This is a genomic window from Pseudomonas sp. O39 (assembly GCF_045447295.1).
Lineage (GTDB): Bacteria > Pseudomonadota > Gammaproteobacteria > Pseudomonadales > Pseudomonadaceae > Aquipseudomonas > Aquipseudomonas antarctica_A.
Genome location: NZ_JBJGXV010000003.1, coordinates 88,482 through 102,698, shown reverse-complemented (window position 1 = coordinate 102,698; position 14,217 = coordinate 88,482). Strand labels below are relative to the sequence as shown.

Sequence of the window (14,217 nt, the reverse complement as noted above, 5' to 3'; positions counted from 1 at the left end):
TGAGCAAGAGGTCTACCCATGATTATTGGTAACACGTTCCACACCTATAGCCTCAACCACGCCATACAACCCGTCCAGCCCCCCGTCAAACCGGCGGAAAAACCCTCGACCGGCGACGGCAACCTGTCGGGGCAAACGCAGTAGCAGCAGCAGCACTCAAATCAATCTGCTCTGGATTCCCTCGGACACGGCCGGCTGCTTTGACGCAACAACGCCGCTCAGCGGGCACGCCGCGTTGCCTGCGCGTCCGCGCCGCTATAAAAAGCACGCCAAGAAGAGTTGGATCGGGCGTATGCGAGGCGAGATCGAATACGCCAACGCGCAGGTGCGTGCCAAGGTTGAGCATCCGTTTCGTGTGATCAAGCGCCAGTTCGGCGACGCGAAAGTACGCTTTGGAGGTCTGTCTAAAAACATCGCGCAGCAGGCGACGTTGTTCGCGTTGTCGAATCTGTGGAGGGTGCGAAAGCGGTTGATGGGTCGGGGCGAAGTGCGTCTGTAATACAGGCTGATCGCCCTGAAGCCGCGCGATTAGAGGAAAGAACCATGAGTTAAGGACAGGAAAGGCCTGTTTTCGACCGAAGCCTTTTTTACCTCAAGTAGCGAGGGCATGAAAAATCGGCGGGTACTTCAGTACTTTCCCTAGGCCTGAAGCGTTTTCCAAAGTAATGTCCCACCGCCCTCTTTCTAAGGTACTTAAGTACGGCATGCTGCTAATGAGACCAACTCACAGGCTGCATCGGGAAGTTCATATCGATTTGCCATCGTGGCCTCCTGGCTGTGATGGCGGGAATTCTACAGAAATCGATATTTCAGGAGGGATTTCGTACAGAACCTAATACAGGAGGCAAACAGACAAGTTTACATATATTGCAAAATGCACCTATACTAAACCGCACTTATTGAATAATGGCAGCATGGTTATATGGAGCACTATTTTTCATGGAGAAGACAGCTTGATCACGGCATCAAGAGTTCACAGAGCCTGGAAGAACTCATTGAATTATCCGCCCTCTTTACCCGCCAAATAAATTTTGATTTCTTTGCTTATTCCATCTGTGAGCCCACACCCTTTACACGCCCCCGGACACATATTTTTGGCAACTACCCTGCCCTGTGGCTAAAGCGCTACAAAGAAAAAAACTACGCAATGATTGACCCGACTGTCCACCATTGCAAATGCTCTATCGAACCTCTGCGCTGGAGTAAAGAGTTATTTGAAGGTTGCCCCCAGCTGTGGTTAGAGGCCAGCGGCCACCATTTGAATAATGGTGTAGTACAGCCTTCTTTCAATACCCGCGGCAGTGTCGGACTGCTTTCTTTGTCCAGGGAAAACAACCCAATTGACGATGACGAACTTGAAGCGTTGAAACCTTTGATCAAGGCTTTCGCCGAGACCATGGGTTGCCGGATTTTCGAACTTGATGACACACTTCTCACGGCACCGGATATCGAGTTCAGGGAAAAAGAGAAAGAAGTCTTGAGGTGGACCGCTGATGGTAAAACCTCAGAAGAAATAGGTCGCATACTGAGCGTTACCGCGGACGCGGTGAACTTCCACCTGCGTAATATCCAAAAGAAGATCGGCGCCTGTAATCGGGTTCAAGCTGTGACCTATGCGGTTGCGCAAGGCCATATATAGGCCAGCGAAAAGCGAATATCCCACACCCACCTCGTCGCTGCCAACTGCGACGAGGCGCGAAGCGCTCAGGCAATCAAGTCGATGGCAGCCTGGGCATATAGCCACCGCACGACACCGAGGATCTCCTCGTCGCCGTATTGCCCACGCAGTACCTGCGCCATCGCCAGAGGATCGGCCCGCTGCAACAGCTCGACCAGGACACGAACCGCCTGGAATTGCTTTACACGCAGCATCGCCCCACCAGCGAACAAAAGCCCTGCCTCCTCGTCCAGTGCCAGCAAAAAGATCGGGCTGTCGACCCTTGCACCGACGATCAGATCTGGCCAATACAACGTGTCAGGACGATCCAAGGTACGATCACGGATAATACCGTTGGCAGACAATTTGAGCAGCATCTGGATCTTGCTGTTATCGCGGATCGTGTCGACAAACCGTACTGCTTGCACAGGCAGTTCAACCTCGGCAAGCGACTCGAATACCATGCTGGGCCGTTGCTTGATAGCGCCCATCGAAGCGCTGCCCGCCTTGGAGGCCATCGAGGCTTTAATCGGATTTTCGCAGAACCCTTGGGCCGTGCCATGGCTGAACATGCCCACCGATAAGGTCAGGGTCGTTTCCAACTCCTCCAGTTTGTTGTAATGCCACCAACCGGCGGGAATGAAGAAAATCTCGCCCGCTGCTACTTCGTAAATAACCGCATCATCCGCGTAGGGGCTGACATCAATGTGCCCAAAGCAGACGCCGTTGAGCGCGGACTTTTTCTCCAGCGCCACGCTGTCGAAATAGGCTGGCGGCCATATCATCATGCGTTTGCGGCCATACAACGCAAACAGAAAGGTGTCGCAGGAATCGTTATGCAGGCCTATCCAGGTCGAGCGATACCTACCACCAATGAATACCGCGTTGGCGCCGGGATACGGCATGCCATAACGCTCAATGTAGCCATGGGTGAACGCGCGTAGTTTGGTGGCCACGGTACTGGAGTGCTTCAGGCAATAGTCACGCGTGAACGTTATTCCTTCGGCGTCGTTGAGCGCGGCGAAGTCCCTGACAAACTGTTCGAACCCTCCAAAGTGCTCTGGAAAAGCCGGCACCGTCGGTTGGTCAAGCATCTTGCCGTCAGCGTTGACGGTCAGGTCACCCGATTCAACGACGTTTCTTGCCAACTGAAAAACGTCCTGCAGGGTCAACAATGGCTCGATAAGTGCGCCGTTTTCAATCACTACCGGTTGCGACTTATTGTTTGAGAGGCTGACAAACCGATCCCAAAAAGAAGCGGGAACCACAGGTGTGTTTTTTTCGGTGAAGCGTGCAGTGGTCGTGGCTGTCATCGTTCATTACCTTCAATCCGGAAAAGCATCAGGGTAAAAGTCCTTATAAGCGTTCTTTATCTGCTCATCACTCAGGCCTAAAACCCGCACCAGCACAGCACTGAACATGCAGGGCACCGCCGCCAGGACAATGAGCAGACCCAGGATCGCCATGGCGTAACTCACGCCCAGGGTCCCGGAAAACGCCCCGCCGACCAGGGCTCCAAAAGGGATGACCATACCGGAAATGAACGAGGTCGCCGATCCGATCCGGTTTCTGTAGTTGTCGGGCGTGGCCAACATACGCACCGTGGACGTATTGACTGTGACCATCACCAGGCCCACACCGCCAATAAACAGCAGCGGCACCGTTACGCTGGCAAACCACCACGGTTGGGTATGGAAGAAGTGACTGAAGATCCCGCAACTGAACATGGCCAGTCCCAGCAGCAGGAACCCCGCGAACACCACGTTCGGCCGGCCCCAGCGCTGATTGGCGCGCTTGACCAAAAACAGGCTGCCCACCAGAAGACCTAGCGCAAACGCCCCCTCAGTGACCGCGATCAACCATAAGTCTGCGGGGAAATAGCGATTGATCAAAACAGGGAATAACACCGCGAACAGGGGATACAGCGAAAAGTTAACGACGAACGCTAACAAGCTAAGGTTCCATTCGGGTTTCACCCGATAGAGCGCTGTAAACCCTTCGTGGGTGCGTTTATACCAAGTAGCCAGATAGGAAGCCTGCCGCACGCCAGGTGTATGGGTGGCGGGCGACGCCCTGACGACCACAATCAACACTAGCGCAATCACCACAGCCAGCGCATTGAGCCACAGGGTGCCCAACACCCCCAAGGGGCCCAATAGGATGCCGGCGGCAAGAGGCCCCATCAGGGCAGACGACGAGCCGACAATACTCCTCAGGCGCACGGCGTCGCTGACCCGCTCGGAAGCGACCAAGGCGGGCGTCAGGCTCATCTGGATCGGATCACGAATACCGATGCTGATACCGGAAACAGCTAGGCATACGCCAATCAACAGAGGCTGGTAGAAATCCATCGAACTCAGACTCGCCAACACTAGCGTCGCTACCGCACTGGTTGCGTAACAGCCGACCAGCAAGCGGTGACGATCGTATTGATCGCCCAGCCAGCCAAACGCCGCCCGGGACAGCACATCCGCCAAGGTTGCAACCGCAACGAAGGTGGAAAAGACCAGCGGGTCACCGATCTTGCCCAGTACCCACCAGGCAATTGCAAACTGCCCGCAACGCGCGCCCACGGCGTTTAAAAACGCGGCGACCTGGATCAGGTAAAAGTCGCGCCCCAATCCTTTCAGCGACGATTTACTCATGGCAGCCCCTGGCAAGTATTCAAACGCTCTTGGCAACCGGCCGCGACATAGGCATCCAGGCCTCCGGTCAACGTGCGGCAACGCCCCTCACCGACGATGGCATTGATCGCGTGTAACGCTTTCAAGCTGCGTACGCCACTTTTGCAGTAGACCACGGTGTCGGTGGTGACCACCGTTTGGGGCAGGCGTCGGGACAGCTCGCCTAATGGAATATTGATCCCACCCAGCGAAACCGCCCGATGTTCGTCACCGTCCCGTACATCAATCAGTTGCAACGGCTCGCCATTGCGTAAGCGCTCCTCCAGCGCCTGGGGCGAAATGCAATACTGCTCGCCGACCGCTACCGCGCAACGCACCTCGATGACCTGGGGATGGTGAATGGACGGTTGATCGCCACTGAGGGGGTTACTGGCGCGGTGGCGTATCGTGACATTGCGCACCTGCATGCCCAAGGCATCAAACAGTGTCATCCGGTTGGCCAAGGGCTCTCCCAGACCGGTCAGGATCTTGATCGCTTCGAGCGCCTGAATCGACCCTACAATGCCCGGCAAGACGCCCAGCACTCCGGCCTCACCGCAGTTCTGGGACAGGCCTGCCGGGGGAGGTTCGGGGAAAATATCGCGCAGGTTGGCAGAGCGCCGACCACTCGCGTCGAGCAGATTGAATACTGCGATTTGCCCCTCGAACTGACTGATCGAGGCATAGATCAACGGCTTGCCTGCGAGGTGGCACGAATCATTCAACAGGTACTTGGTAGCGAAATTGTCAGTCGCATCGAGAATTACATCGTAGCGTTGCATGTAAGCCAGGACGTTGCTCTCATCGATCCGCAGGTTGAAGTGTTCGATGTCGACATAAGGGTTGTTGGCGAGCAGCTTTTGCCGCGCCACAGCGCCTTTGGGTTGACCGATATCGTTAACCCCAAATAGCAACTGGCGGTGCAAGTTGCTGACGTCTACGGTGTCATCTTCCACGATACCGATATTGCCGACTCCCGCAGCGGCCAGGTACATCAGGGCTGGGCAACCCAAACCACCGGCCCCGACTACCAGCACTTTACCGGCCTTAAGTCGGGCCTGGCCTTCGGTGCCGAAATCTTTGATCAGAACGTGCCTGGCGTAGTGGACCTTTTCATCATGGCTGAACAGTTCGTCATCCATATCAGCCTCCCGCGACCGCGCTGATGATCAGTGCAGTGGAATGAGCCGTGAGCGGAATATCCTGCCAACGTTCTTCATCAGAATAAGGAATGTCGTCGATGACCAGGCTGACAAAAGGTTTCAGCCGGTACTCGCTTTGCACAATAGCGCTGAACAACAGCGGCTCGCCCGCCCACAGTCCCTCCAACAGTTGTTGAGCATTCGAGCAAGGCAACGTCCAGGACTTACGGCCATTGGTAAGTTCCGAGAACTGGCTGGCGATTATGATTTGCGTCATGCGTTAGTTTCCTTCCGGGCACACAGTGAGGTCCTGATAGAAGTCATTCAGTGAGAAAAACACCAGACGCCCCATCGGGGTAAAACAAGGTCGTTGGGCGGCAATATCCAGGCAACCGGCCAAATACTTGTGCAAGTAAGCCTGACGCTGCTGTGAAGGGGGCGGGTTGCGCTGACAGCGGTAATATTTCAAGGCAGCCGCAGCAAAATGAGCCGCAGCCATAACGCCTCGCAGGGTCTTGCCACTGGTACCCGATGGCAGTACATAGTCCATTGGCGCCTCTTGTGTTTGCAGGTCGTAGACCTCCATCACGAAGTTCAACCAGATGTGCGCGTGCTCATGCACCAGTGTTTCTTCCAAAGGTACGGGCGAGTCAAAGGCACGCGAACCCAAATAAATGGTTTGGGGAATCAACGCGCTGGTTGAGCTGCTCATAGGTTGGAACAGCTTTCGGTAGCGAATGGGGATGGCAAAAAAGCCACGCCATGCTTCGCTTGTCATACCAATTCGGGCGGTGGCCGTTGCAATCTTTCGTTGCTCCACAGCCGAGCACTGTGTCGAGTCGAGTTCATCAACCTGACTGCTGGCCAGACGTTTGAACAGCGCCCGCGCATTTTCCGGGTCCAGATAATCGGTCAATGCTTCATGTGCATCCGGGGCCGAGTTACGCCGGCCACAGGCAACGGCGGCCAACAAGCTCGCGGGACGTACGCCATCGTCAATGAAAGGCAGGCCGCCGATAGTGTCGAAAAATGCTGCGGGCTTCATGAGCAGTTCAATCCACGCATTCGGAGCGCCAGCAACGAGATGCCAAGAAGTCCTTCAGATCATGACCCTTGATGCGAAACTCCTTGAAGCCGGACAGCGCTTGATCAATCTCCTGCAGCGTCATCTCGCCGGTGGCCTGCAACAGCTTTTTCAGCCTGGGCAAGGTGCGCTCTGCGTACCAGCGCTCCTTCAGGTCCTTGATAACCGACTGGGCGTTGCCCGCCGAGATGTGCTGCTGGTCCTCTAATGCACTGACAAAGCCGCGAATATGGATCAGTGGCTCAGACATCGCTCGATAGGGAGCGTCAATCTCATGAACCAGCGTCACCTCGTCGTCGTCGAACTCAGGATCGTCGCGATATTGCCCGTAGACCACTCCATGACCCTGCATGCCCAGCAGGCGCATTTCACTCGCCCTGATGGCGCCCATGGACGCCAGGCCCCATATCTTCCAGCCCTTCAGTATCGCCTTGCGGATCTCGATATGACCGACAGAAGGGAAGCTGTGGAAAGTGCCATCCACAATAGCGATGTTGCCCGCAACACTATGCTGGGCAACCAGCGCCTGGATGTCGCCGCGCTTGGCGGGAGGATGCACCACCACCTCATTCAGTTCGGCCAAGGTCTGTTCCATGCCTGACGCCGTCGGCCCGACGAATAAATGCAGCTTCATATTTCCCCCTGCCCTAGCGTGTGATGTAGCGGGACAGGCGAGGACCTGCGCGCTTGAGTGCCGGTTGGAACGATTCCATGCCCGGGATGACGATCTTGACCACTGCCAACGGCGAATCGTTTTTACTCAGTACCACCCGCAAGACCTGACTGAAACCATTGCTTCTCAAGCGCTGTAGCAGGCACTCCAAGGCTGACTCGATGCTGTGGATTTCCGAGTTGGCATCCTCAATCGATGAGTAGGCTATCGACTCGCGAGTGTCGTTGACGTCCCGACGCAAGCGGGCAACAGCGTCGAGTTCAGCTTCGCGACCATCGGTGCTGAAGTACTTGAATCGCTCAATCAAGTCGTCCCGACCGCCATGAATGTAAGACAGCCGGGATTGCGCCGCCTCTGCAAGGCCCCTCACAGCCGCAATGTCTCGGCACAAGTGCAAACCCGACCCACACGAAATCGCAATGGGCGCATCGTCGGACGGCTCCAGGATGAACCCTTGGAAATAAGGCAGCCCTATCACGCTGGGGGTATACCTGACCACCGCGCTCAACCCGGCCTGCTCGACACGGTTGAACAACGGGTCGAGCGTCTCGACCACGCAGTCACGCCGGACCAGACGGGAGGTGTTTTTCATAAAGTTAAAAGCCTGGACATCGCGCTCGACGATTTCCGCGATGCCATGAACGCTTGCTTCATCCAAAGTGTTTCCGGAACTGAGCCCGTTGGTGCTGGTGCCGAAAATTCGCTGGCCCTGGTTTTCGTTGAACGGCGAGAAAATCAGCTCGGCAGGTACGGCAAAGGTTTTTCCGCTGGCAATGTCCTGAGCATGGACGCACACCAATGGCCCATCAGGGTCGATAGGCACGCCAAGGATTGGGCAAAAATCCACGAAATCGTAATCAAAGCCTGCTTGAGCCGCGACCTCGCGCGGGGTGGACAGGAACACCTCAATGTTTCTGTTCCGATATTCTGCGATGGCAAATTCAATCGCTTCCATGTAGGCACCGACCTGCGCTTCTGCCGCACGCATGCCCTTACCCGCGCTCACGCACAAGGAGCCTTCAACGGCATCAGGACGAATACTGGCGAACACCGGAATACCGATCTTGTCCAGCCACGTCGTATTGGTAACACGGGTAATACCAAACTGCCGTGCAAGTGTTCTGGCATGGGCCAAGGTGTCGGACAGTGATGCCTTACGCAAACTTGAGGTCATGCGAAACATGTTTGAACCCGTTGAAGTATTGAGCACACGCACTGCGTGCTATCCGAATAAACGAATAGCACGCACTTTATTACTTGCTGATTTCTTCAACATCAGCGGTGATCATATTATTGGACTCGTGAATAACAAACCCAGCGCGCATTTGGCCTTCGTCATTCAGAATGTCAGCAAACGCTTCGACAGCAGAAGCGTCGAGGGCGAACGATTCATTAGTTGCTTGATTCATGTGAATATCCTTGAGCTAGTGAGTGCCGTTATCGGCCAGTATTCTTTTAGGTACTGAGGCATTCATTAAATAAATGCGGCAATGTGACGCGCCCTAAAAGAGCAGAAACCTTTTTATAGCCCCCCCCCAAATGCTCAACTACAAGATTTGGTAGGTCACATGGCATCGTTCCTGTTTCAGCCTATTCAAACCCAACTGGTCGGGGTAAAACGTGAGTAACGTTAACTATCGAGTGCCCTGAAAACAGCAAAATAAATCAATGCTGCTTAGGGATGGGCTGAAGTAGCCATGTGTTTCTGGCTGACGTCGGCCACCGCCGACTTTAAGGCCAGTAAAAAAGCGTTGGCAGAACGTATGCACACCAGCCGCACAGCGGTAGATCGGGCGCTGGACCAAAACGATGCAGGCATGACACTGGCAACCTTGGCGAGCGCGGCAAGGGCTTTGGGCCAAAGAGTCGAAGTGCGCCTTGTGCCCAATTGCAACGCAAGACCGCTGATGGCGTAAAAGTCAGGCCAAGTGAACACGATGGAACGAGCGCCACCCACGCAAGTAAGTGCCTATCGCCACTAAGCTAAAACAGCGCGCGCCCACCTGTTCAAACAACGCAAGCCCCGATGCACTGCAGGGCTTGCGTCGCAGCCTCGCTAAAACTCGACAGCACTCACCTCAGCGTACCGGCGGCGCGTACTGGATGCCGCCGTTGCTCCACAACGCATTGAGCCCACGCTTGATCTTCAACACGCTGCCCTGGCCGATATTGCGTTCGAACACTTCGTCGTAGTTGCCCACTTGCTTGACGATCTGCACCACCCAGTCCTTGCGCAGCTTCAGGTCTTTGCCGTAATCGCCGTCGGCACCGAGCAGGCGGGCGACATCAGGGTTCTTGGTGGACTTGGCCTGCTCTTCGACGTTCTGAGAATTGATGCCCATCTCTTCGGCATTGAGCATGGCAAACAGGGTCCACTTGACGATGCTGAACCACTCATCGTCGCCCTTGCGTACCAACGGCCCCAGCGGCTCCTTGGAGATCACCTCGGGCAGCACCACAAACTCATCCGGGTGAGCCATCTTGATGCGCTGCGCATAAAGGCCCGACTGGTCGGTGGTCAGCACATCGCAACGCCCGGCTTCAAGGCCCTTGGCGCTTTCGTCGGCGGTGTCGAAGGTGATCGGCGTGTACTTCATGCCGTTGGTACGAAAGTAATCCGAAACATTGAGCTCGGTGGTGGTACCGGCCTGGATGCAGACGGTCGCGCCGTCCAATTGCTTGGCGCCGGTTACGCCCAACTTGTTGTTCACCAGAAAGCCGATGCCGTCGTAATAGGTCACGCCAGTGAACACCAGGCCCATGCCGGAATCGCGGGAACTGGTCCACGTCGTGTTGCGTGAGATCAGGTCGATTTCACCCGATTGCAGCGCAGTGAATCGCTCTTTGGCGGTCAACTGGCTGAACTTCACCTTGGACGCATCACCAAACACGGCAGCGGCGACCGCGTGGCACACGTCCACGTCGATGCCGGTCATCTTGCCGTTCGCGTCGGGCACGCCGAAGCCCGGCAGGCCATCACTGACGCCACACTGGATAAACCCTTTCTTCTGGATCGCATCCAGGGTGACGCCCGCGTGGGCACTGCCCGCCAGGCCCACGGCCGCAGCCGCAGTGAGCGCGGCCAAAGTGGTTTTGAGGTGTTTCATGCGAGGCACTCCCTGTCGAACTTTATTATTCGGCGCCGCACAGCCCGCGCCGGTTTATAGTGTTGCCGCGCAGTATCGACGGCTTTACTCCCCTGTCACAAACGACCTTTAGGCAAAGGCTCCTTCCGATTTGGAATGAACTGCATGATCTCAAAACGCTTGACCCCTTCGATGACCGCCCTGCAATGCTTCGAAGCCGCCGCCCGCCACTTGAGTTTCACCCGCGCCGCCGAAGAGCTGCACCTGACCCAAAGTGCCGTGAGCAAGCAGGTGGCGCAGCTCGAGGAAATGCTGTGCCACAACCTGTTCGAACGGGTGCGCCAGCGTTTATATCTGTCGCCGGCGGGCTCGCTGTACCTCGCCGAGGTGCACAAGATCCTGACCCAGGTGGACATCTCCAGCCGCTACATCCTCACCTATGGTGGCGAGACCGAGGTGCTGCGCATCGCCACCCAGCCGACGTTCGGCGACCGCTGGTTGGTGCCCAAGCTCAAGGATTTCGCCGCCAAGCACCCGAATATCCACCTCGATGTGCGCAACGAGCTGGAGCCCTTTGACGTGCTGCAGGCCAAGGCCGATATCGCGTTTTTCTTCGGCCAGGGCTCGTGGCCGGGAGCAACCTGCATCGAGCTGTTTCGCGAAGCCGTGGTGCCGGTGTGTGCGCCCGGGTTTGTCACCGAGGGCAGCGATGCTTCGTCACGCCACACGTTGCTGCAATGCACGTCGCGCCCGGAAGCCTGGCATGAGTGGTTTCTGGAACAGGGCCTGCACTCGCAGAACAGCTACCACGGGCCGCGCTTCGATACGTTTTACATGTGCATCCGCGCGGCGCAATCGGGCTACGGCGTGGCGTTGGTGCCGCAGTACCTGGTGGCCGACGAGTTGGCCAACGGCAGCCTGATGACCCCTTGGAATTACGCCATGCCCAGCGCCGGCGCCCACTTTATCGCCCACGCCGAACATGCCGGTGAGGTCCCTAAAGTGAAAGCCTTCCTGAACTGGATGGTGAACTACACACACGCACATCCCGACTTTTAATAATGACCCGGCGACTTTATTTCGTTTGCGACAGGGCATGGCGCGCGGCTTAGATAAAAAGAAGCCCGCCATTGCCGAGTCCGAGATTCATGAGCCGCGAAACCATCAGCCAGTCGATTTCCATCGTTCACCCCATCAGCCTCAGCCATGGCAAGAACGCTGAAGTCTGGGATACCACGGGCAAGCGCTACATCGATTTTGTCGGCGGCATCGGCGTGCTCAACCTCGGGCATTGCCATCCGGGCGTTGTCGCGGCGATTCGCGAACAGGCGACCAAGCTCACCCACTACGCGTTCAATGCCGCGCCGCACGCGCCCTATATCGAACTGATGGACCGCCTGACCGCGTTTATCCCGGTGGGCTACCCCGTCAGCGGCATGCTCACCAACAGCGGCGCGGAAGCGGCGGAAAACGCCTTGAAGATCGTACGCGGCGCCACTGGCCGTACGGCGGTAATCGCCTTTGACGGCGCCTTCCACGGCCGCACCTTGGCCACGCTCAACCTCAATGGCAAGGTGGCGCCCTACAAGCAAAAAATTGGCGTGCTGCCCGGCCCGGTGTATCACCTGCCCTACCCCAGCGCCGACAACGGCGTGACCTGCAGTGAGGCACTCAAGGCTATGGACCGGCTGTTCAGTGTTGAAATCGACGTCGACGATGTCGCCTGTTTCATTATCGAACCGGTGCAGGGCGAAGGCGGTTTTCTGGCCCTGGATATCGAATTCGCGCAGGCCTTGCGCCGCTTTTGTGATGAGAAAAACATCCTGCTGATCGCCGATGAAATCCAGTCCGGGTTCGGGCGTACCGGCCAGCGTTTTGCATTCTCGCGCCTGGGCATCGAACCGGACCTGATCCTGCTCGGCAAAAGCATCGCCGGTGGCGTGCCATTGGGCGCGGTGGTCGGGCGTAAAGCGCTGCTCGACAACTTGCCCAAAGGCGGCTTGGGCGGCACCTATTCCGGCAACCCGATTGCTTGCGCGGCCGCCTTGGCGACACTGGATGCGATGACCGATGAACACTTGAGCACCTGGGGTTCACAGCAGGAAGAAACCATCGTCAGCCGGTATGCCGCCTGGCGCGAACAGCGCCTGTCACCCTATTTGGGCCGACTGACCGGCGTCGGTGCCATGCGCGGCATCGAACTGGCCAACGCCGACGGCACGCCCGCGTCCAGGCAACTGACCCAACTGCTGAGCCTGGCGCGGGATGCCGGCTTGCTGCTGATGCCCAGCGGCAAGTCGCGGCATATCATCCGGCTGCTGGCTCCGCTGACCATCGAGCCCGCCGTGCTGGAGGAAGGCCTGGATATCCTGGAGGACTGCCTCAAGCAGTTGGCTTAATACCGCGCATTGTTCGTTGACGTTGTCCGGCGTGGCGTGTTGCTGCGCGCCAGTCCCAATTCGATGGACAAACCCGTAGCCGCTCAACGACTATTCAGCGCCTACCCACACACCGCACGGAAGCGCCCATGCTCGATATCCTCCAAGGCACGCCCCTTTGGGTGTACGCCATTTACCTGTGGATTTGTTACTACGGCATCAAGGCCTGCCTGGGCGGGCGCGAGAATCGTCGCTCGTTGATGATCCTGCCGGTGGTGCTGGTAGTGTGGTCGCTGATGTCGCTGGCGCCTTCGATCCTGTCGAGCAGCGCCTGGGTTGCCGGCGCACTCGCAGGCAGCCTGCTGGGAATGTGGCTGTTCAACGCACGAGGCGCGCGGCTTGATGCCAATGGCGAAACCCTGGTGCTGGCGGGCACCAGGAAGACCCTGCTGATCTCGCAACTGTTCTTTGCCGTGAAGTACTACTTCAGCTACCAGCAGGCGGTGCACCCACTGCTATTGAGCACGCACGAGATGCTGGTGGCGGTAGGCGGGGTGTCCGGGTTTACCGTCGGTCTGTTCTGCGGGCGGGCCGTACGGCTGCAGCGGGCGCTGGCTGCCTTGCGCCGCGATAAGGGCATTGTGCTGCCTTGACCTGATCCCTCTACCCACTGAAAATGCGCGACGCTTTTTTGTTCCGTTTATTGAAGTAGTGAAATTTTAATGTCCGATTCTTACACTGAAAAATCCGCCGAAGAGTCCGTAGTCGCCTTGCAATCCAAAGCTGAATACGAAAACGCCATCAATCTTTCACAGCATGTGCCTGCCGCCAAGATCATCAGCGAAATGGTGCTGGACGCGTTTCACACCTCCAAGGAAAGCGACCAGATCCGCGAATTGCGCGTGGCGATCCGCCAAGCCCACGACGCCTTTGACGACGACAAGGCCTACGACTTGATGGGCCAGCTCAAGCAACTCAAAGATGCCGAGGCCGCCGACAACATCGCCCTGGAAGACCTCAGCAGCAAATTCTCGATCAGCCGCCTCTTGTCCAGTTTCAAGGACGACCCCGAGTTCCAGGAGCTGGTCTACGGCCTGGCCCTCAAGGTGCTGAACCAGTCCCACCAGGCCATCAGCAACCCGAGCGCCGGCAAGAGCAAAGCTTCACGGCCCAAGAAAGAAGCCGAAGTATTTGTCATCAGCAAGGACGGCATCAGCGTCACCCTGCCGCTGCGCACGCCGCGCTCCAAGCTCAACGTTGACCGCGAGGCGTTCGAGTTCCTGGGTTTCAGCTTTGTGGGTGACGGCGATGAAGCGGAGCTCGACGTCGAAAGCTTTGTGGATAACGCCGGCGCTGAGCAGCCGTTGAGCCGCAAGAGCGTGATTACTGCACTGCAGCAACAGACGGCGTTTGATGGTTACAGCATCGCGCAGCAGTAACCCGGTATCTGCAACACAGCTGGACTAAAAATGTGGGAGCTGGCTTGCCTGCGATAGCATCACCGCGGTGTGACGGATACACCGGGGTGCCTGCA

At 57.1% G+C, this 14,217-nt stretch carries 15 protein-coding genes and 2 pseudogenes; 8 read left to right on the top strand and 9 right to left on the bottom strand.

Going from position 1 to position 14,217, the window contains the following annotated elements:
• Positions 1-18 precede the first annotated feature (18 nt).
• From ACI77D_RS05310 to ACI77D_RS05300, 3 genes and pseudogenes are all read left to right on the top strand, one after another.
• Entirely contained in the window at positions 19-144 is a 126-nt protein-coding gene (locus tag ACI77D_RS05310) for a hypothetical protein (protein WP_407016193.1), read from the top strand.
• Between the two features lie 91 nt (positions 145-235).
• Positions 236-499, top strand: a pseudogene (locus ACI77D_RS05305) (IS5/IS1182 family transposase); the annotation flags it as partial.
• Between the two features lie 423 nt (positions 500-922).
• Entirely contained in the window at positions 923-1,639 is a 717-nt protein-coding gene (locus tag ACI77D_RS05300; protein ID WP_407016192.1) for an autoinducer binding domain-containing protein, read from the top strand.
• A 65-nt stretch (positions 1,640-1,704) separates the two neighbouring features.
• On the opposite strand, the gene ACI77D_RS05295 is transcribed toward ACI77D_RS05300, so the two are convergent.
• From ACI77D_RS05295 to ACI77D_RS05260, 8 genes are all read right to left on the bottom strand, one after another.
• Positions 1,705-2,970, bottom strand: a complete 1,266-nt coding sequence (locus tag ACI77D_RS05295; RefSeq protein WP_407016191.1) for a cupin-like domain-containing protein — start codon at positions 2,968-2,970, stop codon at positions 1,705-1,707.
• Positions 2,971-2,982: 12 nt separating this feature from the next.
• Positions 2,983-4,302 (bottom strand): MFS transporter, encoded by a 1,320-nt coding sequence (locus tag ACI77D_RS05290; protein WP_407016190.1) that lies wholly within the window; start codon positions 4,300-4,302, stop codon positions 2,983-2,985.
• Positions 4,299-5,462 (bottom strand): molybdopterin-synthase adenylyltransferase MoeB, encoded by a 1,164-nt coding sequence (moeB, locus tag ACI77D_RS05285; RefSeq protein WP_407016189.1) that lies wholly within the window; start codon positions 5,460-5,462, stop codon positions 4,299-4,301. The genes ACI77D_RS05290 and moeB overlap by 4 nt, the downstream gene beginning before the upstream one ends.
• A gap of 1 nt (position 5,463) precedes the next feature.
• On the bottom strand, positions 5,464-5,739 hold the full coding sequence (locus ACI77D_RS05280; RefSeq protein WP_407016188.1) for a hypothetical protein: 276 nt from the start codon (positions 5,737-5,739) through the stop codon (positions 5,464-5,466).
• 3 nt (positions 5,740-5,742) lie between these two features.
• Complete coding sequence (locus ACI77D_RS05275) at positions 5,743-6,507, bottom strand: aKG-HExxH-type peptide beta-hydroxylase (protein ID WP_407016187.1); 765 nt, start codon at positions 6,505-6,507, stop codon at positions 5,743-5,745.
• 7 nt (positions 6,508-6,514) lie between these two features.
• Positions 6,515-7,180: a TfuA-like protein gene (locus ACI77D_RS05270; RefSeq protein ID WP_407016186.1), complete on the bottom strand. Its 666-nt coding sequence runs from the start codon at positions 7,178-7,180 to the stop codon at positions 6,515-6,517.
• A gap of 13 nt (positions 7,181-7,193) precedes the next feature.
• Complete coding sequence (locus tag ACI77D_RS05265; RefSeq protein WP_407016185.1) at positions 7,194-8,402, bottom strand: YcaO-like family protein; 1,209 nt, start codon at positions 8,400-8,402, stop codon at positions 7,194-7,196.
• 70 nt (positions 8,403-8,472) lie between these two features.
• Positions 8,473-8,628 (bottom strand): hypothetical protein, encoded by a 156-nt coding sequence (locus ACI77D_RS05260; protein ID WP_407016184.1) that lies wholly within the window; start codon positions 8,626-8,628, stop codon positions 8,473-8,475.
• A gap of 324 nt (positions 8,629-8,952) precedes the next feature.
• On the opposite strand from ACI77D_RS05260, the pseudogene ACI77D_RS05255 reads away from it, so the two are divergent.
• Positions 8,953-9,135 (top strand): annotated as a pseudogene (locus tag ACI77D_RS05255) (Fis family transcriptional regulator); the annotation flags it as partial.
• A gap of 162 nt (positions 9,136-9,297) precedes the next feature.
• Here ACI77D_RS05255 and ACI77D_RS05250 read toward each other — a convergent pair.
• Positions 9,298-10,326 (bottom strand): amino acid ABC transporter substrate-binding protein, encoded by a 1,029-nt coding sequence (locus ACI77D_RS05250; RefSeq protein ID WP_221295616.1) that lies wholly within the window; start codon positions 10,324-10,326, stop codon positions 9,298-9,300.
• 144 nt (positions 10,327-10,470) lie between these two features.
• Between ACI77D_RS05250 and ACI77D_RS05245 the strand changes: the two genes are divergently transcribed.
• The 4 genes from ACI77D_RS05245 (at position 10,471) to ACI77D_RS05230 (ending at position 14,122) form a co-directional block, all read left to right on the top strand.
• Positions 10,471-11,364 (top strand): LysR substrate-binding domain-containing protein, encoded by an 894-nt coding sequence (locus ACI77D_RS05245; RefSeq protein WP_407016183.1) that lies wholly within the window; start codon positions 10,471-10,473, stop codon positions 11,362-11,364.
• An 89-nt stretch (positions 11,365-11,453) separates the two neighbouring features.
• Entirely contained in the window at positions 11,454-12,704 is a 1,251-nt protein-coding gene (locus tag ACI77D_RS05240) for an aspartate aminotransferase family protein (RefSeq protein WP_407016182.1), read from the top strand.
• A 128-nt stretch (positions 12,705-12,832) separates the two neighbouring features.
• Entirely contained in the window at positions 12,833-13,336 is a 504-nt protein-coding gene (locus ACI77D_RS05235) for a DUF6622 family protein (protein WP_407016181.1), read from the top strand.
• 69 nt (positions 13,337-13,405) lie between these two features.
• Positions 13,406-14,122, top strand: coding sequence for a hypothetical protein (locus tag ACI77D_RS05230; protein WP_407016180.1), 717 nt, complete (start codon positions 13,406-13,408; stop codon positions 14,120-14,122).
• The last annotated feature ends 95 nt before the right edge of the window (positions 14,123-14,217 follow it).

Coding starts and splice junctions, on each gene's coding strand:
- ACI77D_RS05300 (WP_407016192.1), top strand. CDS start 923: ATGGAGCACTATTTTTCATGGAGAAGACAGCTTGATCACGGCATCAAG.
- ACI77D_RS05290 (WP_407016190.1), bottom strand. CDS start 4,302: ATGAGTAAATCGTCGCTGAAAGGATTGGGGCGCGACTTTTACCTGATC.
- ACI77D_RS05270 (WP_407016186.1), bottom strand. CDS start 7,180: ATGAAGCTGCATTTATTCGTCGGGCCGACGGCGTCAGGCATGGAACAG.
- ACI77D_RS05245 (WP_407016183.1), top strand. CDS start 10,471: ATGATCTCAAAACGCTTGACCCCTTCGATGACCGCCCTGCAATGCTTC.
- ACI77D_RS05260 (WP_407016184.1), bottom strand. CDS start 8,628: ATGAATCAAGCAACTAATGAATCGTTCGCCCTCGACGCTTCTGCTGTC.
- ACI77D_RS05230 (WP_407016180.1), top strand. CDS start 13,406: ATGTCCGATTCTTACACTGAAAAATCCGCCGAAGAGTCCGTAGTCGCC.
- ACI77D_RS05275 (WP_407016187.1), bottom strand. CDS start 6,507: ATGAAGCCCGCAGCATTTTTCGACACTATCGGCGGCCTGCCTTTCATT.
- ACI77D_RS05280 (WP_407016188.1), bottom strand. CDS start 5,739: ATGACGCAAATCATAATCGCCAGCCAGTTCTCGGAACTTACCAATGGC.
- ACI77D_RS05265 (WP_407016185.1), bottom strand. CDS start 8,402: ATGTTTCGCATGACCTCAAGTTTGCGTAAGGCATCACTGTCCGACACC.
- ACI77D_RS05240 (WP_407016182.1), top strand. CDS start 11,454: ATGAGCCGCGAAACCATCAGCCAGTCGATTTCCATCGTTCACCCCATC.
- ACI77D_RS05310 (WP_407016193.1), top strand. CDS start 19: ATGATTATTGGTAACACGTTCCACACCTATAGCCTCAACCACGCCATA.
- ACI77D_RS05250 (WP_221295616.1), bottom strand. CDS start 10,326: ATGAAACACCTCAAAACCACTTTGGCCGCGCTCACTGCGGCTGCGGCC.
- moeB (WP_407016189.1), bottom strand. CDS start 5,462: ATGGATGACGAACTGTTCAGCCATGATGAAAAGGTCCACTACGCCAGG.
- ACI77D_RS05295 (WP_407016191.1), bottom strand. CDS start 2,970: ATGACAGCCACGACCACTGCACGCTTCACCGAAAAAAACACACCTGTG.
- ACI77D_RS05235 (WP_407016181.1), top strand. CDS start 12,833: ATGCTCGATATCCTCCAAGGCACGCCCCTTTGGGTGTACGCCATTTAC.